Source organism: Cellvibrio fontiphilus, assembly GCF_042646205.1.
Lineage (GTDB): Bacteria > Pseudomonadota > Gammaproteobacteria > Pseudomonadales > Cellvibrionaceae > Cellvibrio > Cellvibrio fontiphilus_A.
Map to the genome: position 1 here is coordinate 369,468 of NZ_JBHRTF010000001.1, position 19,802 is coordinate 389,269.

Annotated in this window: 14 protein-coding genes; 2 read left to right on the forward strand and 12 right to left on the reverse strand. The window is 54.2% G+C overall.

The genetic code is table 11. The features are described from left to right. Positions 1-38: 38 nt before the first annotated feature. Together ACFODX_RS01625 and ACFODX_RS01630 are read right to left on the reverse strand one after the other, a co-directional pair. Positions 39-3,449: a transglutaminase family protein gene (locus ACFODX_RS01625; protein WP_378115389.1), complete on the reverse strand. Its 3,411-nt coding sequence runs from the start codon at positions 3,447-3,449 to the stop codon at positions 39-41. A gap of 232 nt (positions 3,450-3,681) precedes the next feature. Further along, entirely contained in the window at positions 3,682-4,410 is a 729-nt protein-coding gene (locus ACFODX_RS01630; RefSeq protein WP_378115391.1) for a peptidase, read from the reverse strand. Between the two features lie 239 nt (positions 4,411-4,649). On the opposite strand from ACFODX_RS01630, the gene ACFODX_RS01635 reads away from it, so the two are divergent. Further along, a complete protein-coding gene (locus tag ACFODX_RS01635; protein WP_378115393.1) occupies positions 4,650-6,098 on the forward strand; it encodes a DUF945 family protein in 1,449 nt (482 codons plus the stop codon). 133 nt (positions 6,099-6,231) lie between these two features. Here ACFODX_RS01635 and ACFODX_RS01640 read toward each other — a convergent pair whose 3' ends face one another. The 10 genes from ACFODX_RS01640 to ACFODX_RS01685 form a co-directional block, all read right to left on the reverse strand. Then, on the reverse strand, positions 6,232-7,044 hold the full coding sequence (locus ACFODX_RS01640) for a mechanosensitive ion channel family protein (RefSeq protein ID WP_378115395.1): 813 nt from the start codon (positions 7,042-7,044) through the stop codon (positions 6,232-6,234). 49 nt (positions 7,045-7,093) lie between these two features. Next, entirely contained in the window at positions 7,094-7,813 is a 720-nt protein-coding gene (locus tag ACFODX_RS01645) for an electron transport complex subunit E (protein WP_378115397.1), read from the reverse strand. Next, positions 7,806-8,459 carry an electron transport complex subunit RsxG gene (gene rsxG / locus ACFODX_RS01650; RefSeq protein ID WP_378115399.1) on the reverse strand — a complete coding sequence of 218 codons (654 nt, stop codon included), beginning with the start codon at positions 8,457-8,459 and terminating at the stop codon, positions 7,806-7,808. The genes ACFODX_RS01645 and rsxG overlap by 8 nt, the downstream gene beginning before the upstream one ends. Next, a complete protein-coding gene (rsxD, locus tag ACFODX_RS01655) occupies positions 8,459-9,547 on the reverse strand; it encodes an electron transport complex subunit RsxD (protein WP_378115401.1) in 1,089 nt (362 codons plus the stop codon). Before rsxD ends, rsxG begins: the two co-directional genes overlap by 1 nt. Positions 9,548-9,584: 37 nt before the next feature. Beyond that, complete coding sequence (rsxC, locus tag ACFODX_RS01660) at positions 9,585-11,948, reverse strand: electron transport complex subunit RsxC (RefSeq protein ID WP_378115403.1); 2,364 nt, start codon at positions 11,946-11,948, stop codon at positions 9,585-9,587. Between the two features lie 31 nt (positions 11,949-11,979). Next, a complete protein-coding gene (rsxB, locus tag ACFODX_RS01665; RefSeq protein WP_378115514.1) occupies positions 11,980-12,690 on the reverse strand; it encodes an electron transport complex subunit RsxB in 711 nt (236 codons plus the stop codon). 18 nt (positions 12,691-12,708) lie between these two features. Continuing rightward, on the reverse strand, positions 12,709-13,299 hold the full coding sequence (rsxA, locus tag ACFODX_RS01670; RefSeq protein WP_378115405.1) for an electron transport complex subunit RsxA: 591 nt from the start codon (positions 13,297-13,299) through the stop codon (positions 12,709-12,711). A gap of 272 nt (positions 13,300-13,571) precedes the next feature. Then, a complete protein-coding gene (gene metG, locus ACFODX_RS01675) occupies positions 13,572-15,608 on the reverse strand; it encodes a methionine--tRNA ligase (RefSeq protein WP_378115407.1) in 2,037 nt (678 codons plus the stop codon). Positions 15,609-15,722: 114 nt separating this feature from the next. Continuing rightward, positions 15,723-16,235 (reverse strand): transcription elongation factor GreB, encoded by a 513-nt coding sequence (gene greB / locus ACFODX_RS01680; protein ID WP_378115409.1) that lies wholly within the window; start codon positions 16,233-16,235, stop codon positions 15,723-15,725. A 16-nt stretch (positions 16,236-16,251) separates the two neighbouring features. Continuing rightward, the gene (locus ACFODX_RS01685; protein ID WP_378115412.1) at positions 16,252-18,132 is read right to left on the reverse strand and encodes a S9 family peptidase; all 1,881 of its coding nucleotides are present in this window, start codon (positions 18,130-18,132) and stop codon (positions 16,252-16,254) included. A gap of 226 nt (positions 18,133-18,358) precedes the next feature. On the opposite strand from ACFODX_RS01685, the gene tilS reads away from it, so the two are divergent. Beyond that, positions 18,359-19,684, forward strand: coding sequence for a tRNA lysidine(34) synthetase TilS (gene tilS, locus ACFODX_RS01690; RefSeq protein WP_378115414.1), 1,326 nt, complete (start codon positions 18,359-18,361; stop codon positions 19,682-19,684). Positions 19,685-19,802: the final 118 nt, after the last annotated feature.

Consider the following 19,802-nt stretch of genomic DNA (forward strand, 5'->3'; position numbering starts at 1 on the left):
TATCGCCTTATTGGGATTGTAAACAGATTGGGCCTGCATTACTTGCGTAAATCCAAGGTGTGTGGGTATTCATCCGCTGGCTCTTCTGGCGGTGGTGCCATGGGGCGCGGTGGATGCTGGTGTGCAAAAAACTCGCGCAATATTTTTCCGGCGGGGGTAATTGGCAGTGCACCGGGGGTGTAGTTGATATCAAAAAAGCGATTGCCCCGGCGCGATTCTGCTTCGTTGGCATTGACCGGAAAGCGCTCGTAACTGCGCCCGCCGGGGTGACTGACGTGATAGCTGCAGCCGCCGATACTTTTGCCATTCCAGCTGTCGATTAAATCAAATACCAAGGGCGCGTGAATGCCAATAGTGGGGTGTAAGGCCGAGGGCGGTTGCCAGGCGCGATAGCGCACGCCGCCGACAAATTCGCCGTGTTTACCGGTGGGGTTCAAACACACGCGGCGACCATTACACGCGAGAATATAACGCCCCGGTGTTAAGCCGCTGACTTTGACTTGCAGTCGCTCCAGTGAAGAATCCACATAGCGCGAGGTGCCAAAACTGCTGATTTCTTCACCCAGCACATGCCAGGGTTCAATCGCCCAGCGCAATTCAATTTGAATATCATCCAACTGCACGCGGCCATAATGCGGGAAGCGAAATTCTTCAAAAGGTGCAAGCCATTCCAGTTGGAAGGGGTAGCCATGTTCGTTTAAATCTTTCACTACATCGCGCAGGTCTTCCCACACATAATGGGGCAGCATAAATTTGTCGTGCAGCGCGGTGCCCCAGCGCACCAGTGGTTTTTTGTACGGCGTTTTCCAGAAGCGGCTGATTAAACAGCGCAGCAATAAATTTTGCACCAGCGCCATGCGCGCGTGGGGCGGCATTTCAAAACCGCGAAATTCCAAAATGCCCTGGCGACCGCTGGCTGAACCCGGTGCATAAAGTTTGTCGATACAAAATTCGGCGCGGTGGGTATTGCCAGTGACATCAATTAATAAATTGCGCAGCAATCTATCCACCAACCAAGGCTGCTCCACCAAACCATCGGGCATTTGTTGGAAGGCGATTTCCAATTCGTACAGCATTTCAGCGCGGCCTTCATCCACGCGCGGCGATTGACTGGTCGGCCCGATAAATAAACCGGAAAATAAATAGGAAAGGCCGGGGTGATGTTGCCAAAAAGTCACCAGACTGCGCAGCAAATCCGGTCGGCGCAAAAACGGACTGTTAGCGGGCGTGGAGCCGCCAAAGGTAATGTGGTTGCCGCCGCCGGTGCCTGAGTGACGGCCATCCAGCATAAATTTTTCCGTGCCCAAACGGCATTGGCGCGCATCTTCATAAAGTGCTTCGGTGTTGTGCACTAATTCGTCCCAGGTCCCCACCGGGTGAATATTCACTTCAATCACGCCGGGGTCGGGAGTGATTAAAAACTTTTTCAGGCGATAATCTTTGGGCGGTTCATAACCTTCCAAAACTACAGGCATATTCAGGGTAGCGGCGGTATCTTCAATCGCTTCAATTAACGCAACGTAATGCTCAAGGTAAGTGAGCGGCGGCAAAAATAAATGCAGGCGGCCATCGCGCGCTTCAAAACACATGGCGGTGCGAATCACATAACCGGCTTCTAAAAAATCCTTCGCGGGTTGAATACCCAGCGCGGTTTTTTGTTCAATAATTTTTTGGTGAATAGCCTGCTTGAGTGTGCTGCCAGCACCTTGCAGCGCCGCTAATTGCGCACCGCTGGCGGCGAGTGGTGCTACTGCCGCATGTGGGTCGCTCTCGGGTTGGTAGCGCTCGTAGTCCCGCTGCGGGAATTCCAAAGAATTTAATGGCAGGCGCAACCCGAGTGGTGAATCGCCCGGCACTAAAAATAAATGCTCGTTACGCAATTTCCAGCGGCCAGTGAGCCAGCGCTGGTGGGTGTAATTCCATTCGATGGGCAGTACATAACCGCTCTCGGTATTTAGCCCGCGTGTTAACAATTTGGCGATGCGGCGGCGTTCCAGGTCATCCGTTAGATCGGCGCTGAGCGGATCTATATTGTTGGGCAATTGTTGTTCCGCCCAGAGGTAGTAGAGCACGTCTTCATAGGCGGGAATTAAATGCGCGCTATTCACGCGAATTTTTTCACACAAAACCTGCGCAAATTTTTTGGCATCCAGGTGGGTGAGGCCGTAGTTTTTATCGGCGCGCGCAAGCAGGTCGGGGTTGCTCCACAGGGCTTCACCATCGGTGCGCCAAAAACAGCCCAGTGCCCAGCGTGGCACTTCTTCACCGGGATACCATTTGCCCTGGCCGTAATGCAGCAGGCCATTGGGCGCAAAGGTGTTGCGCATGCGCAGTAATAAATCTTTGGCGAGGCGCAGTTTGTCGGCACCCAAGGCGCCGGTATTCCACTGCTCGGATTCCATATCGTCGATGGATACAAACGTCGGTTCACCGCCGGTGGTCAGGCGCACATCCTGTTCTTGCAGGTCCTTATCCACGGCGGCGCCCAGCGCGTTAATGGTCGCCCACTGCTCCTCGGTATAGGGTTTGGTGACACGCGGGTCTTCCAGTATGCGAAACACTTCATTGCTGTAGGAAAACTCCACTTCACATTTACTGGTGGCGCCGGTGATGGGTGCGGCGGAAATGGGGTCGGGCGTGCAGGCGAGCGGAATATGGCCTTCGGTGGCGAGCAGGCCAGAGGTGGGGTCAAGGCCAATCCAGCCGGCGCCGGGGATAAACACTTCGGTCCAGGCGTGCAGGTCGGTGAAATCATTTTCGGGGCCGCTCGGGCCATCCAGTGCTTTGATATCGGCGGTGAGTTGCACCAAATACCCCGAGGCAAAACGCGCGGCATAACCCAGGTGACGGAAAATTTGTACCAACAGCCAGGCGCTGTCGCGGCAGGAACCTTTGGCGAGGGTGAGGGTTTCCTCGCAGCTTTGAATGCCCGGCTCCAGGCGCACGCCGTAGGCTATGTCCTGCTGTAATTGCTGGTTTACGCTCACCAAAAAATCGTTCACATGCCAAGGCTTGTGTTGCTTTTTGCGCTGGGCGATTTCGGCCTTGATCGCCGCTACCCGCACATTCAACAGCGGCCCGGCTTCGGTCACTTCCAAATAGGGAATCAGCTCGCGCTGCAACTGTTCGTCGTAGTGGAAGGGGATGTGCTGGGCGTAGTCCTCCACAAAAAAATCAAAAGGGTTGATGGAGGTCATATCGGCGATGACTTCCACCTCTATCGCCAATTCCTTGGTCTGTTCGGGGAACACCAAACGCGCCTGAAAATTGCCAAAAGGGTCTTGCTGCCAGTTGAGGAAATGTTTTTCCGGGGTGATTTTGAGTGAGTAGCTGTGAATTTTGGTGCGGCTATGGGGTGCCGGGCGCAGGCGCAACACGTGCGGGAAGAGTGTGGTTAAGCGGTCAAACTGGTAGTGGGTTTTATGGTGAATGGCAACGCGAATAGCCATAAAGTCGTCCTTCCTGCATATCAATCGTAAGAGCCATTGAATAAGAACCATGATGGTGCACGAAAGGGTGCACAGCTCATGGAAATGGGCCATGGCTGATCATGCCACGCAAGTATTACCTTTGTACTGGGCGGTAGCTGCGGGCGTCATCAGTGACTGATAAGGGGCTACGCAATATCCGCACCATAAGCGCGGAGCAGGTGCAGGTCTGGTGCTGTAGCCGCAGGAGGTTCTAGGTGCTGGGGATAAATCCCACCGGCGGCAGCTGCAAAAACGCCTCAACAATCAACCTGTCCCAGGATTTGGTGAGTTCCCGCAGGTATTGGTTGTCGGCTTCAAAAATGCTGTGCTGGGTGACACCACTGTTGGTGGCGTAGGTCATAAGTTCGATGGGCGGGCCAACGGTGAGGTTGGATTTCATGGTTGAGTCCATGGACACCAGTGCACAGAGTGAGGCGGTATCCAGACCTGTGTCCGGTTTTAAAATGCGATCCAGAATGGGTTTGCCGTATTTGCTCTCACCAATCTGTAAGTAGGGCGTTTGGTCGGACGAGGTAATGTGATTGCCCTGTGGGTAGATCAACATAACGGCTGGCGGCTCAGTGCCGATTTGACCACCTAGTAAAAAACTCGCTTCAAAACTGACGTTGGTGTTGTGCTGGGCATGTTTTTCCTGAATGGCGATGCTGATTTCACCGACATAATCAGCGGCATCATGGATGCTTTCTACAGTGGCCAGGCTGACGTCGGCGCCGTCTTTAATATCCTTGCGGATTTTGGCAATCACCGATTGGGTGGTCGCCAAGTTGCCGGCGGAATTAATCACCAGTTGCCGGTCGCCGGTGATACCAAAGTGGTACATCTTGCTGTAGGTGCTGACCTGATCAACACCGGCATTGGTGCGTGAATCTGAACAAAAAATCAGACCCGCATCCACTTTGATTGCAACGCAGTAGGTCATAACAACAACCGGCTCAAGGAAAAAGGTCGCCTAGGTTAAAAGTAGCCCCCCCAAGCGTCAAGGTAAAAATAGCCCAATAGCCGCAGGTTGTGCTGGCATTTGAATCTTCTTTTTGCGTTCGCTTGCTGGCAGGAAACAAGGTATAAAGCCCAACCGCGCCGCATGGTTGTTGCAACCTTATGTGTCGGGATGCCGGGCCGGGTTCGGCCGCTAGATAAATGTCAAAATAAGGATGACTTATGAAAAAGCCCCTCTTTGCCACCTTGGGCGTGGCTATCGCTTACACCGGCGCCGCTTGGTACACGGGTTATGTTGGTGAGCAAAAATTCCGTGAGCAGTTGGAACTGACCAAACAGCAGCCTGCCAGCGTGGGTATGCAGTTGGATTTGGTGAAATATGAGCGCGGTATTTTCACCAGTCAGGTGGAGCTGGTAATCAAGCCGCTGAGCGAGTTGCCACTGGAGCTGGTTAGGCTGACCAGCCGTGCGCAACATGGCCCGGTGTTGTTTGGCGATGGTCTCGGTTTTGGGTTGTATGACATGACCAGCCGTTTCCAGTTGCAATTGCGCGATGAGCAAATGAATAAGGATTTACAAGCTGCCCTGGGTGACAAGCTGGGGGATATTCACAGCCGTGTTTACTTTGATGCGAGCTATGACGGCTCCTGGGGGTTGGACGCGCTGGCAAAAGAGGAAGATGGCACCAGTCTGAGTATGCAGCCATCGCAAGTCAATTTCAGTGGTCGCCTGGATTCATTGAGTGGCGAGGCGCAAATCAAGATTGGTGCGATCAACGCCAAGTTGGCCGATGGCTCCCACATCGATGTGGCTGAGATTAGCGGCAGTGTGCAGGTAGAGAATCTGGAACCTGGCGTTAATCTCACCAATATGACCTTGACCATGCCCGAAGTGAAAGGTGCTAACGGGCAGGGTGTCGCTTTCTCACTGGAGGGCTTGAGCCTGGCGCAGCTGCAGACGTTGAACAACAACAAGATCGACACCCAGGTTAAATTGGATATGGTCAAACTGGTTGGGCCTGTGGTGGTGGAAAAGGCCTACTATCACATCAGCTTCAATCAGGTAGACAAGGCTGCACTTAAGGCCATTAATGAGTCCATGAGCCGCGCCGCTGGTGTAACCGACCCTGAGGCACTGCAGATGGTGTATTTGCAGGTGTTTACCGAAGCGCTGCCACTGTTGTTGCAAGAAGGTTTGTCGGCGCAGCTATCACTGGGCGCTGAGTTTATGGGGGGTAAATCGGAAGCGGTATGGAATACCCGTTATGTACCGCCTGCTGATGGCAAAACCCTTACCCAGCTGCAGGGGCTTGAGGAATATTTGCAATTAGTGGACAGCGATTTGTCGGTGAAGGCGCCGGCTGGCTTACTGCAAGCGACCCCGGCAAGCACTATGGTGGGTACTTATCTGCAGGAGGACAATGGTAATTACCTGCTCAAAGCCAGTTTCAAAGCGGGTGAGCTGGTCATAGGCAATACCACTGTGCCACCTGAGCAGTGGATGACTGCTTTAGCGGGTATGTCAGCCATGGCGCAGGCCGGACAAGCACCGGCGGCCGGTGAAGCGGATGCCTATTCAGATACGGACGCCTATGCAGATGCTAACGCCTATGAAGGTGCAGATGCCGAAGCTGAAGCTACCGAGGCGGATGCCGAAGCCGCCACTGAGTAACCGCCGCTGAATGAGTCGTGCGCTGTGTATAACAGCCGCGCGCTCTTTGTAAAAGCCCACAAAAAAGCCCCGTTAGCGGGGCTTTTTTGTGGGTGTCGGTTTTGTTCCGGGTGCAGTTATTAGCGGCAAAACGCTATTTGTGCATGTGCAAATCCATTTGTGGAAAAGGGATGGTAATGCCATGTTCATCAAAGGCCAGTTTGATTTTTTCAGTCAAATCAAAACGTACATCCCAGAAATCTTCCGTTTTTACCCAGGGGCGCACAAAAAAATTCACGCTGTGCGCTGCCAGTTCACCCACGGCAATGAGTGGTTCCGGGTCTTTTAGGACACGCTCATCGGCGCTAATCACCTTGGCAATCACATCGCGCGCCAGACGAATGTCGTCGCTGTAGCCAATGCTGAAAATCATATCGATGCGGCGGGTTGAGTGCGCGGAATAGTTGATGATATTGCTGCTGTAAATGGTGCCATTGGGAATGACGACCTGCTTGTTATCGCCAGTGTGCATCAGGGTAGAGAAGATGCCGATCTTGTCGATAATGCCTGCCACCCCTGCTGCCTCAACAAAATCGCCGGCTTTGAAAGGGCGGAAAATCAGCAACATAAAACCGGCGGCGAAATTTTGCAGTGAACCCTGCAGCGCCAAACCAATCGCGAGACCAGCGGCGCCCAAAATGGCAATCACTGAATTGGTGTTCACACCCAGTTGATCCAGCGCGGCGATAATCACCACCACCATCAACAGCGCGCGCAGCAGCGACTGGATAAACTCCACCAGAATGGTATCCAGTTTGGTGTGGCTCAACAGCTTGCCGACCATACTGCTCACGATTTTGGCGATCAGCTGGCCAATCAGGAAAATCACCAGCGCCAGCAGAATTTTGATGCTCCAGGGCATCACGTAAAGATCGACTAACTTCATCATTTGCTCTTGGTCCAACATGGCGTAATCCTCGTCGATGATTGGTGGTGAGTGAAATTGAAGCGGCTGCTTAGGCTACATTGCCAGTAGTGCGCACACGTTTACTGCCTTTCACGGTTTGCGATTTGCGTGCGTCAGCGCGTTTTTTAAGTTGCGCATCAATCGCATTCTTGGCGGCGATCAAAAAGCCCACAACGATAAAGGCCCCCGGTGGTAGCAGGGCAAAAATCACGTTGGGAAAATCAGCGCCGAAGACATTAATCTGCCAGCTGCGGGCGCTTTCACCAAAAAGTAATTGCATGTCGGCAAACAAATGCCCGGTGCCCAGAAGCTCACGTACCGCACCCACTAATACCAGCACCAGCAGGAAGCCCATGCCCATCATAAAACCGTCAATCGCAGAGGGGAGCAGGTTATTTTTGCTGGCAAAAGCATCGGCACGGCCAAGCACTGCGCAGTTAGTCACTATGAGGGGGATGAAAAGCCCGAGAATTTGATAAAGCTCGTAGGTGTAAGCTTTCATCAGTAATTCAATGCAGGTTACTGCCGAGGCGATAATCATTACAAACGCGGGCAGCCGTACAGCATCACCCACATAGTTGCGAATTAACGATACCACCGTGTTAGTGGTGGTGAGCACCAGAAGGGTGGCAAGCCCCAGCCCCAGGGCATTTACCACACTTGAGCTGACGGCTAACAAGGGGCACAAGCCCAATAACTGCACCAGGGCCGCATTGTTGTCCCACAGCCCTTTGCGGGTGATGTCTGCGTAGTTTGTACTGTTACTCATGGATGCCACCTGCGAGGGGTTGTTTATCCTGTTCAAACAAAGTCTGGTGATTGGCGCTGACAAACTCCAATACCCGTTTCACTTGCCCAACAACGGCGCGGGGAGTGATAGTCGCGCCGGCAAACTGATCAAACTCGCCACCGTCTTTTTTCACCTTCCATTCTTCGGCAACCGGGACGGTCAGGCTTTTACCGTTGAAGCTCAAAATCCACTGGTGTTTTTTCAGTTCGATTTTATCGCCCAGGCCGGGGGTTTCCTTGTGCAGCAATACACGTACCCCGGCGATGGTTTGGTCGGCGTTGACACCAACAATCATGCTGATATCGCCCGAGTAACCGTCATGGGCGGTGGCGGGAATGATAAGCGCCTTGATCTCACCTTGCTGCCGCGCACGGTAGATCTTGCTGGTGCTATCGCTGCCCAATTGTGCCCAGGCCTCTGCAGGAACGGGGATGGTGTCCTGGAGCAAATCGTTGTCGTGATTCTCTACTGGAATTATTTCAAATAAAGCGCGCTGTTGGGCGGCGCGTTCAGCCTCGGCGATACGCCCTTTGGTGCCCAGATTGGTGAGCGCCAGAGTGCCCGCCGTAGCCAAGGCAAAGGCGGCGAGCAATAAGCTGTTTTTACTTATGGATTGGCCAAGCATTAGTGACCTCCATCCTGTTTGCTGGTATCGGTGGCACGGCGCGGTTTTTTGTGGCCGTAGGTGCGCGGTGTGGTGTAGTAATCGATAAACGGGGCGGCGAAGTTAAGCAGTAACACTGCAAAACCAACACCGTCCGGATAGCTACTGCCCCAGGTGCGGATTACATAAATCAAAACACCAATCAAGGCGCCATAAATAATCCGGCCGCGGGTACTGACTGCTGAGCTGACCGGATCGGTAACTATAAAAAACGCTCCCAGCATAGTGGCGCCGGAAAGCAGGTGGAAAACAGGTGAACCGCCTGAGTTGGAGCTGCCTGCGTCATAAAACAACGCCGCCATCAGCGCTAGCGCCACCAGCATGGAAATCGGTGCGTGCCAGGTGAAGACTTTTTTGTAAAGCAAGTAAATGCCGCCAATCAAAAAGGCGATATTCACCCACTCCCAGCCAGCACCGGCCCAACGTCCCTCGGTGAATACAGGCTGCTGTTGGTAGAGGGCATCCAGCGTCAGGCCGGAATTTTGTTTCATGATGTCCAGCACCGTCGCCGAGGTATAACCATCGACCAGGTTGGGGAACTCGGTGTCAAAAAATACCTTGTCCAATGCGGCGATCAAACCAGGTGTGGTTTGACCATCGGCCAGCATGGGCAGGGGAGTTGCCCACTGGGTCATCTGTACCGGAAAGGAAATCAGCAGCAGCACATAGGCCACCATCGCCGGGTTAAAGGGGTTGAAACCCATGCCGCCATAAAGTTGTTTGGCCAGCACAATCGCCACAAAGCTGGCGCTGATCACCAACCACCAGGGGCAGTAGGGTGGCAGCGATACCCCAATCAACACACCGGTTACCAGAGCACTGCAGTCGCGCAGGTAAAACATGACCGGGCGCTGGCGCAGTTTCATCACCAAGGCCTCAAACGCGATACAGCTCAGGCTCGCCAAAACCAGATTGATCAGCACACCTACGCCAAAAAAATGGGTAAGTGCTGCGATACCCGGAAAGGTTGCATAGACCACCAGGCGCATGACTCGCCCGGTGCGATTGTTCCCATGGGTATGGGGAGAGGTGATATTTAAAAGCGCCATTGGTTTGTCTCGTTAAAGTGCGTGCCTGAAGGCTGGCTTAAGCCAGCTCTTGCAGCTTCTCTTCCAGCTTGGTCACACCGGCGCGGAAGGCATCTATGTTTGCATCATTCTCGGCTTCTGCCTTGGCCAAGCGTTCGCGCGCCTTGGCCAAGCGGGTCTGCAGCGATTGGATTTGTTCGGCGCGCTTCTCTTCATCACTCATGTTTGCCATAGCGGCTGCTTTGGCTTTGGCTTTTTCTATCGCCGCCTGCGCCGCATTTTGTTCGGCGGTTGCAGTTTCTGCTGGTGCAGGTGCAGTTGGTTCAGGTGCGGCAGCGGGAGTAGCCACATCACTTATACCTAGCGCGGCCAGCTCGGCGAGTGCCTCGCTAATTTTGTCGCGCAGTTTGCTCGCGCCTTGTTCAAGTGCATCCAGATTGGCGCTGCCCTCGGTTTTGGCTGTGGCGACTTTCTCTTCGGCCTTGGCCAAGCGTGAGCGCAAGGATTCCAGATTGGCGCGCGCCTTGTCCTCTGGGGACATGGTCAACTTGGCTTGCGCGCGCGCAATAGCGGCGGCCACCGGGTCATTGGCATCAACCGCCACTGCTGGTGAAGCAGCAGGCGCCACACTGGCAGCCTCTCCGGCGAGGAATTCAGCGAGCTTTTTCTCGGCTTCCGCCACTTTCAATTCAGCTTGTTTGATACGGGCCTGCTGCTTAACCAACTGCTCTTCAGTGATGGGTTTGTTGGCTTCATTGGGCACCAGGGGCTTTTGGGCAAACTCAAGGCCATTTTTAGCCGCAGCCAGCAGGCGCTCCAGCTTGGCTTTTTGTTCCTCACCTGAAGGTTGTGTGGCGCCGGCTTTTGCTACCGCAGCGGTGATGACATCCCCTGCAGCCGCTGGGTTATTGGCCGCTTCGGCTGCTTTTTCCGCCAGTTTTTTCTTGGCTTCCTCTGCAGCTTTTTGGCGTGCCAAACGTTTGGCTTCTTTTTCTGCTTCCTCTTTGGCGATGCGCTGCTGGCGGAACTCAAAGCGTTGACGTGAGCGGTCAGACTTTTCCTTTTCTATTTCGTGCAAGCGAATACTGCCTTTGGCGGCACGGTAGTACTGCACCAGAGGAATGGTACTGGGGCATACGTAGGAGCAGGCGCCGCACTCGATGCAATCAAAAAGATTGTGCGATTCCAGTCGCTCAAAGTCTTCTGCCTGGGCATACCAGAATAACTGTTGGGGCAACAGGCTTGCCGGACAAACTTCGGCACACATGCCACAGCGAATACAAGCTTGTGCCGGTTGAGGGTCGGGTAGTTCTTTGGTGCTAGGCGCCAGAATACAGTTAGTGGTTTTAATCACCGGCGCGGTCAAATCCAGTAGGGTAAAGCCCATCATTGGGCCACCCATCACCACGCGGGTGGCGTTCTGCACATTAAATCCGTGCTGTTGCAACACAAAGTCAATCGGTGTCCCGAGCAATACATTGACATTGCGTTGGGTAGTTAAGGCTTCACCCACCAGGGTAGTAATACGCGATACCAGCGGCTCGCCAAAACGTACAGCGCGCCAGGCGGCAACGGCTGTAGCAACGTTAACGCAAATGACCCCGACATCGGCCGAGTGATGGCCACTGGGAATTTCCCGTCCGGTTAATATTTGGGTCAGCTGCTTGGCGCCACCTGAGGGGTATTTGGTGGGGATAACCACCACCTGAATATGTTCGGCCTCTGGTTGCAGTGCTTTGGCGCCCGCAACCGCTGCTTTTACCGCAGCAATCGCCTTGGGTTTGTTGTCTTCAATGCCAATCAATAACTGTTTGGGGTGATGCAATATATGGCTCAGCAGCAGGGTGCCGGCAACCAGCTCCTGGGCGTGGGTTTGCATCAGCATATCGTCGGCGGTGATATAGGGTTCACACTCAGCGCCATTGAGGATCAGGGTATCGATCACCTGTGTGGATTTTGGTGCGAGCTTAACCGCGGTAGGAAAACCCGCGCCACCTAAACCGGCAATTCCGGCAGCGCGGATTTTATCCAGCAATACCAGCCGATCCAGTTGCAAGTAGTTTTCACAGGGCGTCAAAGTCACCCATTCATCTTTACCATCGGGCTCAATAACAACCGATAAGCTTGCCATTCCCGAAGGGTGAGGAACGGGTCTGGACTCTATGGCGATAACAGTGCCTGAGGTGGAGGCATGGGTATTGACGCTGAAAGTGCCATCGGCAGCACCAATGAGCTGACCAGCCAGAACCCTTTCGCCCGGTTGAACGACCGGTTGTGCCGGTGTGCCCATGTGCTGATTGAGCGGAATAACCAAAACAGGTGGCAGCGGCATATCGCCCAGCGGCAGTTGCAGCGATTGGGCTTTGTGCTGGGGCGGGTGTATGCCGCCCGGTAATTCCCAGACTTTAATCAAGCTAGTCATCTATGCAGATTTCTCGTCGTCAGTGCGGCGCTCAGGCAGCTTTTTCGCCATCTGTATTGGCGGTGGTGTCGGGCTTGGCGCCATCAAACACACTTCCGCGGCCAAGGTCAGAGGCAATCAGATTCACATCCAGGGGCATTACCGCGACTTCCTGGGCGATCACATGGAATACCGGTTTCTGGTTGGTTGCCGGCAGATCCCACTTCCAGGTGGTCAAATCGGTTTGCACCGGGATCATGTCAATACAATCCACCGGGCAAGGCTCAACACAAAGATCGCAGCCGGTACATTCATCGGCAATGACTGTGTGCATATGCTTGGCGGCACCCAAAATCGCATCCATAGGGCAGGCCTGAATACACTTGGTGCAACCTATACATTCTTCTTCGCGGATAAACGCGACACGTTTTACATCCAAATGTTCGCCATGTTCAGCGTCCAGACTCGGCGCTTCCACATCCAATAAGTCCGCCAGGGCGTTGATGGTGGCTTGGCCGCCGGGTGGACATTTGTTAATAGCCTCGCCATTAGCGATAGCTTGGGCATAGGGGCGACAGCCAGGGTGACCACACTGGCCGCATTGGGTTTGGGGCAGGAGCGCATCGATTTGTTCAACAATCGGGTCGCCCTCCACTTTGAATTTAACCGCCGCAAAACCCAAAATGGCACCAAAGAGTGCCGACAGGCTACCCAGAGCTAGCAGGGCGCTGATAATCGGGTTTTGTAAAATGAATTCGATCATGGATATCAGACTCATCAGTTATTGCAGGCTTACCAGCCCACCAAAGCCCATAAAGGCGAGCGCCATCAAACCGGCAGTAACCATGCCTATTGCGGCACCCTTGAATGGTGTAGGTACATCGGCTACCGCCAAGCGTTCGCGCATAGCAGAAAACAAAATCAACACCATCGCAAAACCTACCGCACCACCAAACCCGTAGATAGTGGATTCAAAAAAGCTGTGTGCTTTTTGGGTATTGAGTAACGCGACACCCAGCACCGCACAGTTCACCGTAATGAGCGGCAAAAATACGCCCAAAACGCGATAAAGCAGGGGGCTGGTCTTTTCCATAAACATTTTTACGAACTGCACCACGGCGGCAATCACCAAAATGAAGGCGATGGTGCGCAAATAACCTAGCCCTAAGGGTTCCAGCAGCCAGGTATTCACTAAATAGGTACAGATGGAGGCGAGTGTCATCACAAAGGTAGTGGCGCCCGCCATACCGATGGCACTTTCCAGTTTGTTGGAGACTCCCATAAACGGGCAAAGGCCGAGGAATTGTGCCAATACAAAGTTGTTCACCAACACGGTACTGAGCAGAATGATTGCTAATTCGCTGAAACTCATGGTGTTTTTCCGGTGATCTGGGCTGTGGACGCAGGGGCTGCGTATTATCGGCAAGTAGAGAGGCATTCTCAATAAATAAAGCGCTAAAGGTTTAGCTTGTTTATTTATATCCTTATGACCTTAACCCCAGAACCCCCTCCCAGCCTCCCCCTTTTCAAGGGGGAGGAGTTGACTCCCATTTTTAAGAGAGTGTGAGGCGTTCTGCTTTTGCTCCCTCCCCTTGTGAAGGGGAGGGCTGGGGTGGGGTTGAAAGGCGATGTTTTAAAACAAAATCACATCACCCGTTGCCCAGGTTTGGCGCCTGTGTGTGGCTCCAGCAGATAAATGTCTTTATCGCCCGGGCCTGCCGCCAGCACCATGCCTTCACTCATGCCAAACTTCATTTTGCGCGGTTTAAGGTTGGCAACCACCACGGTGAGCTTGCCAATCAGGTCTTTGGGGTCGTAAGCGCTTTTGATGCCGGAGAAAACGTTGCGGGTTTCTCCGCCCAAATCCAGCGTCAGGCGCAGCAGTTTGTCAGAGCCTTCAACATGCTCGGCGTTGGCGATCAGAGCTATACGTAAATCCACCTTGGCAAAATCATTAAATTCGATTTCCGCCGCAATCGGGTCATCGCTCAGCGGCCCTTGCGCCTTGGGAGCAGCGGCGGCCAGTGCCTCTTTGGTGGCTTCTAACATAGCGTCTACCTTGTCTTTCTCTACGCGGGTGAGCAGGGGTTTGAACTCGTTAATGGGCGTGCCCGCACGGAAGCTGACCGGCGCTTGCCAATTTAGGGTTTCGCCCAAAAAGGCTTCGGCATCGGCAGTGAGCGCCGGCAATACCGGTTTCAAGTAGGTGAGAATGGCGCGGAACATATTGATGCCCAGGGTACAAACCGCTTGGGTTTGCGCCTCGGCACCGGCTTGTTTGGCCAGTTTCCAAGGCTCCTGAGTGGCAATGTATTCGTTGGCGGCATCGGCCAGCGCCATAATTTCGCGCATGGCTTTGCTGTAGTCGCGGCTTTCGTAGTAGTTGGCGATGGTCTCACCGGCATCCACAAACTTCTGCCAGAGTTCGGCATCGGCGATCTCGTTTGCCAAGGCTCCGCCGGCATTATTGATGAACTTGGCCGTGCGGCTGGCAATGTTCACTACCTTGCCCACCAAATCGGAATTTACCCGCTGGATAAAATCCTCCAGGTTCAGGTCGATGTCATCCACATTGCTGGTGAGTTTGGCGGCAAAGTAATAGCGCAGGTATTCCGGATTCAAATACTCCAGATAGGTTTTGGCATTGATAAAGGTGCCGCGCGACTTGCTCATCTTGGTGCCGTTTACCGTCACAAAACCGTGCACACAGATTTTGGTGGGGGTGCGCAACTTGGCCGAGTGCAACATCGCCGGCCAGAACAGGGCGTGGAAGTTCACAATATCCTTGCCGATAAAGTGATACACCTCGGTGGTGGAATCCGCTTTCCAGTAATCCATCCAGTCTATGCCCTGCTTGTCCGCGTAGTTTTTCAAGCTGGCGATATAACCAATGGGCGCATCCAGCCATACATAGAAAAACTTACCGGGCTGACCGGGAATTTCAAAGCCAAAATAGGGTGCATCGCGGGAGATATCCCACTCCTGCAAACCGGCATCCAACCACTCGGCCATTTTGTTGGCGACTTCATCCTGCAGGTGACCGGCGCGCGTCCAGTCTTTGAGGAAATCGCTAAACGCCGGCAGGGTAAAAAAGAAATGCTCGGAATCTTTGGCGATGGGGGTAGCGCCGGAAATGGTCGATTTGGCGTTCAGCAAATCCATTGGCGAATAGGTTGCGCCGCATTTTTCACAGTTATCGCCATACTGATCTTCCGCCTTGCATTTGGGGCAGCTGCCTTTGATGTAGCGATCCGCTAAAAATAGATTTTTTTCGGGGTCGTAAGCCTGGGAAATTTTGCGGCTGGCGATATGACCATTGGCCAACAAGCGCTCATAAATCAGGTAAGACAGCTCGCGGTTTTCCTCGGAGTGGGTGCTGTAAAAATTGGCAAAGTCGATATTGAACCCGGCCGACACCGCTTCGTGATCGCGCTTGATATTGGCGATATGTTCCTCGGGGCTAATCCCCTTTTCCTCGGCCTTGAGCATGATGGCGGTACCGTGGGCGTCATCTGCACAGAAATACAAACAGTCGTTGCCGCGCAAGTTTTGAAAGCGCACCCAGATATCCGTTTGAATCTGCTCCAGCATATGGCCAAGGTGCAGGTCGCTATTGGCATAAGGCAGGGCACTGGTTACCAGAATTTTACGAGCAGCAGTGTTGGGCGGTGTTTGAGTCATGGGTGTAAACCTGTCAAAGCGAGAATCTATGGCCGGAGTGGCCAGCTAAAAAATGGGGGCACTATAGCATTTTGTGCTGTCGCTGTTGCATTTTGCGCGGCGTTTGCGGCGCAACTACTCCTGATCGTAGGGTTTGTATTCAATGGCGGTGATGTAAAACAATTCTTCCCCGTCTGGTTTTTTTAACACGATTTCATCATCCAGGCGTTTGCCGAGCATGGCTTTGGCAAGCGGCGAATCCATGCTGAGTTTTTGGCGGGCGACATCAAACTCGTCGGGGCCGACGATTTGATAGGTTTTTTCGTTGCCGTCTTCATCTTCCAGGGTTACCCAAGCGCCAAAAAAAACTTTGCTGCGGTCGTCCGGCAGGCGATCTACCACGGTGAGCACTTCCATGCGTTTGGATAAAAAGCGCACGCGCGAATCAATTTCGCGCAGGCGGCGTTTGCCGTAAATGTAATCACCGTTTTCACTGCGGTCGCCGTTTTTGGCCGCTTCATGTACCACTTGGGTCACCTGCGGGCGCTCGATTTTCCACAGCTGGGTGACTTCGTCTTTCATGCGTTTAAAACCGGCGGCGGTGATGTAGGTTGAACCTTTTGCGCTGGGTGGTCGCCAACGTCCCATTTGCTTTCTCCAGAAATTAGTTGCGGCTAAAAACCGTTAAATAAAACGCCAGCTCGGCGTTGAGGGCGCGCTGGATATTCTGCGCCTGCCGAAAGCCGTGCCCCTCTTCAGCAAAGGTCAGATATTCGGTCATTATGCCTTTTTGCTGCAGTGCGCTGACCATGGCTTCGGCTTGTGCGGGTGGCACAACCTTATCCTGCAGCCCCTGCAAAAAAAGCACCGGGCAATTTAATTGGTCAATGTGATGAATGGGTGAGCGGTCGCGATAGGTTTGTTGCTGCGCCGGGTACTCGCCCACCAGCGAATCCAAATAGTGCGCTTCAAATTTGTGGGTGTCGCGGGCGAGGGCTTCCAAATCGCCAATGCCATATAAACTTGCACCCGCATTAAAACTATCGCCAAAAGTGAGCGCGGCGAGCACGGTATAGCCGCCGGCGCTGGAGCCGCGAATGGCAATTTTTTGCGGGTTAATTTTTTGTTGTGCGATTAAATAATCCACGCCGCTGCACACATCAATCACATCGGTGATGCCCCAATGGTGTTTTAATCGGTCGCGATACTGTCTGCCGTAACCGGTGCTGCCGCGATAGTTCACATCCAGCACCGCAAAACCGCGACTGGTCCAGAATTGGATTTTTAAATTGAGCGAGGTTTCGCAGGCGCCCGTGGGGCCGCCGTGGCACATGACTAACAGTGGCGGCAGATTATCGGGGGCGGTGCGATATTCGGCGTGGCTGGGCGCGTAGTAAAAACCGTGCGCCATTTCGCCGTCGCGGGTGGGGAAGCTGATGGCTTCAGCGCGCGCCAAGTAGCGCTCATCCAGCGCAAATTTATTATGCTGCAGCGGTGCGTAATTGCCTGCGCTATAGCCCCAGAGTTGGGCGCCTTGGGTCGCGCTTGCACCCAGAAACAGGGCGCGCGATTCCGGCTGGTGTTGGCAAAAAATACTGGAAATATCGCGCAGCGGTGAGTTAATCGGCCGCAGTTTTTGTTGTGCGATATGAATTAACCCCAGTTGCCACACACCCTCTTGGCTGTAACAACAAAAAATTTCATCCGCCGATAAAAAACCGTAGCTACTCATGCCAAACACCCATTGGGGGGTGGCGAATTCCGCGTCCATGGCGCAGATTGCTTCAGCGCTGCTGCCCGTCCAGCGGTAAATATTCCACCAGTTGCTGCGATCCGAAACAAAAAATAATTCACCGGCGGGCGACCACTGCGGCTGAAAAATAGATTCGGTGGTGCTGCCGGCAATCACGGCACTTTGAGCCACAGCGCCTGCCGGCGTTAATTCGGCAAGTACACATTCGGTGCCATCCCAGGGCATTTGTGGGTGATTCCAACGCAGGTAACTGAGCTGATTGCCGCTGGGGGATAGGCGCGGGTTGGAATAAAAATCGGCGCCTTGCGCCAAGACGCTGAGCGCACCGCTGATTAGATCCAGCGCGATAATTTCACTGCGCGGGTGCTGGGCATTGTGGGTGCAATCTTCCCGCACGGCGAGCAGGCGAGCGCGCTGGGCGTCGAAACAAAAATCGGCGTAGCGGTAAGCGCCTTCTGCGGTGAGGGCGCGGCTGGTGTGCTGGTTTAGGTCATAGGCGTAAATGCGCTGGTCGCTATCCAAGACATAAAAAATGAAATCCTGTGTCGCCAAATAGGGCGTGCCGCCGTACTCCTGAATGCGGGTGCGAATGCTGTGGGGGGCGGGCAGTAAATCGCGGCGCACACCTGCCTGTTCACACACCAACACGCAGCGCCCCTGTTCCTGCGGGCGGGTTTCCAGCCAATACAGCCAGTCGCCCACCGCTTGCGGGTCGCTCAGGCGTATGCCTTGAGCGGTGAGCAGTTCGGCGCTGATGGGCGATGGCCAGTGGCCGCAGGCTGGTGGGTTCATGGGGGCATCCGCTGGGTGATTATCTGGCCGCGCATTTTGCCCGCGCTGCGCGCCCAGGGGAAGGCGGGGTTTTTATTTACTCAGCGCTGGGCTTTAATGCCGGGCTAGGTTAGTGCAGTGCCACTTTAATACTGGGCTGCTTTGCTATCGAGCTAATTTATATCGCGCTAATTTACTATTGCGTTCTAGTGTCAGGCAAAAATGCCGCGCTACATCAGGTGTATTCATGACTCATTCCCGTTTTCCTCTGCCTGTTTCAGCGGCGCCTGCGGCATTTTCGCCGGCAGCGCTCCAACGCCTCTTGCCGGATCTTAGCCAACTGCCGGCGCAGGCCTGCTGTTGGGTGGGGTTTAGTGGCGGTTTGGATTCCACGGTATTGCTCCATGCGCTGGCGCAGCTGCACTTGCCGATCAGGCTGCGCGCCCTGCATATCAATCATCAAATTTCCCCCTATGCCGATGCATGGCAGCAGCAGTGCGCTGCGTTTTGTGCTCAGTTGGGCATTGCGTTTAGCGCTGAAAAAGTCCGAGTTATCAACACGGGTAAAGGAGTGGAGGATGCGGCGCGCACCGCGCGTTATGAAGTGTTTGAGCGCTACCTTGGCGCGGGCGATCTGCTGCTTACCGCCCATCACGCCAATGATCAGGCAGAAACCCTGCTGCTGCGACTCGTGCGCGGTACCGGGCCACGGGGCTTGGCGGCCATGGCGGCGCAACGGCCGCTGGGCAATGGGTTACTGGTGCGCCCTTTGCTGGGGTTTTCGCGCGCGCAACTGGAGGCCTATGCCCGGGCACAGCAGCTGCGCTGGGTGGAGGATGAGAGCAATCAGGATGATGCCTACGACCGCAATTTTCTACGCAATCAGGTGCTGCCTTTGCTCGTGCAGCGCTGGCCGGCGTTGATGCGCAAGTGGCAGCAAACTGCCGAACTCTGCGCCGAACAGGAGGACTTACTCACGGAGTTGGCGCAGGCGGATTTACGCGCTGCCACACCGCGTGCTGAGCGGGTTGGGCAAAGTATTGATCTGCAAGCGCTCAAGGCTTTATCGCCCGCACGTGTGCAAAACCTGCTGCGCTACTGGCTGCGCAGTCAGGGGCTAAGTGCGCCGGAGCAGAATCATTGGCAGCAAATCCGCCAGCAGTTATTGGATGCCAAGCCAGACAGCGAGGCAAATGTGAGTTGGGGTGATGTCTCGCTGCGCTTATTTCGCGGGCGCCTGTATCGCTTGCCGGTGAGATTACCGACACTCGCCTTGCAGCTGGAGTTATGCCCTGCGGCAGATAAGCCCATGCTGTCGCCCCGACTAAGCAATTTGCAGATTCGCCCCCGCCTAGGCGGCGAGCGCTGCAAACCCGCCGGTCGCGCCCATTCGCAAACCCTGAAAAAACTCCTGCAGGAATATGGTTTGGAACCCTGGTGGCGCGAACAATTGCCGCTGGTCTACAGCGGTGATGAGTTAGTCGCCGTGGGCGATTTATGGGTCTGTGAGGGTTATGCCGCAGAACCGGGCGAGGCGGGTTATAGGTTAGGGTGGCAGCTCGCTGATCACTAATCGGCATTAGATTCACTTGCACCGGATCAACCTGCACCAGATCAGTCCTCGCCAATTTAGCCCACACCAATAAAAACGGGATGCCGAAGCATCCCGTCAGTGCAAACCATTATCGGGC

Excerpts from the sequence above, each read along its gene's own strand:
- rsxC (WP_378115403.1), bottom strand. The coding sequence starts at position 11,948 with ATGACTAGCTTGATTAAAGTCTGGGAATTACCGGGCGGCATACACCCG.
- ACFODX_RS01685 (WP_378115412.1), bottom strand. The coding sequence starts at position 18,132 with ATGAACCCACCAGCCTGCGGCCACTGGCCATCGCCCATCAGCGCCGAA.
- rsxG (WP_378115399.1), bottom strand. The coding sequence starts at position 8,459 with ATGCTTGGCCAATCCATAAGTAAAAACAGCTTATTGCTCGCCGCCTTT.
- ACFODX_RS01630 (WP_378115391.1), bottom strand. The coding sequence starts at position 4,410 with ATGACCTACTGCGTTGCAATCAAAGTGGATGCGGGTCTGATTTTTTGT.
- ACFODX_RS01640 (WP_378115395.1), bottom strand. The coding sequence starts at position 7,044 with ATGTTGGACCAAGAGCAAATGATGAAGTTAGTCGATCTTTACGTGATG.
- tilS (WP_378115414.1), top strand. The coding sequence starts at position 18,359 with ATGACTCATTCCCGTTTTCCTCTGCCTGTTTCAGCGGCGCCTGCGGCA.
- rsxD (WP_378115401.1), bottom strand. The coding sequence starts at position 9,547 with ATGGCGCTTTTAAATATCACCTCTCCCCATACCCATGGGAACAATCGC.
- metG (WP_378115407.1), bottom strand. The coding sequence starts at position 15,608 with ATGACTCAAACACCGCCCAACACTGCTGCTCGTAAAATTCTGGTAACC.
- rsxB (WP_378115514.1), bottom strand. The coding sequence starts at position 12,690 with ATGATCGAATTCATTTTACAAAACCCGATTATCAGCGCCCTGCTAGCT.
- greB (WP_378115409.1), bottom strand. The coding sequence starts at position 16,235 with ATGGGACGTTGGCGACCACCCAGCGCAAAAGGTTCAACCTACATCACC.
- ACFODX_RS01625 (WP_378115389.1), bottom strand. The coding sequence starts at position 3,449 with ATGGCTATTCGCGTTGCCATTCACCATAAAACCCACTACCAGTTTGAC.
- ACFODX_RS01635 (WP_378115393.1), top strand. The coding sequence starts at position 4,650 with ATGAAAAAGCCCCTCTTTGCCACCTTGGGCGTGGCTATCGCTTACACC.
- rsxA (WP_378115405.1), bottom strand. The coding sequence starts at position 13,299 with ATGAGTTTCAGCGAATTAGCAATCATTCTGCTCAGTACCGTGTTGGTG.
- ACFODX_RS01645 (WP_378115397.1), bottom strand. The coding sequence starts at position 7,813 with ATGAGTAACAGTACAAACTACGCAGACATCACCCGCAAAGGGCTGTGG.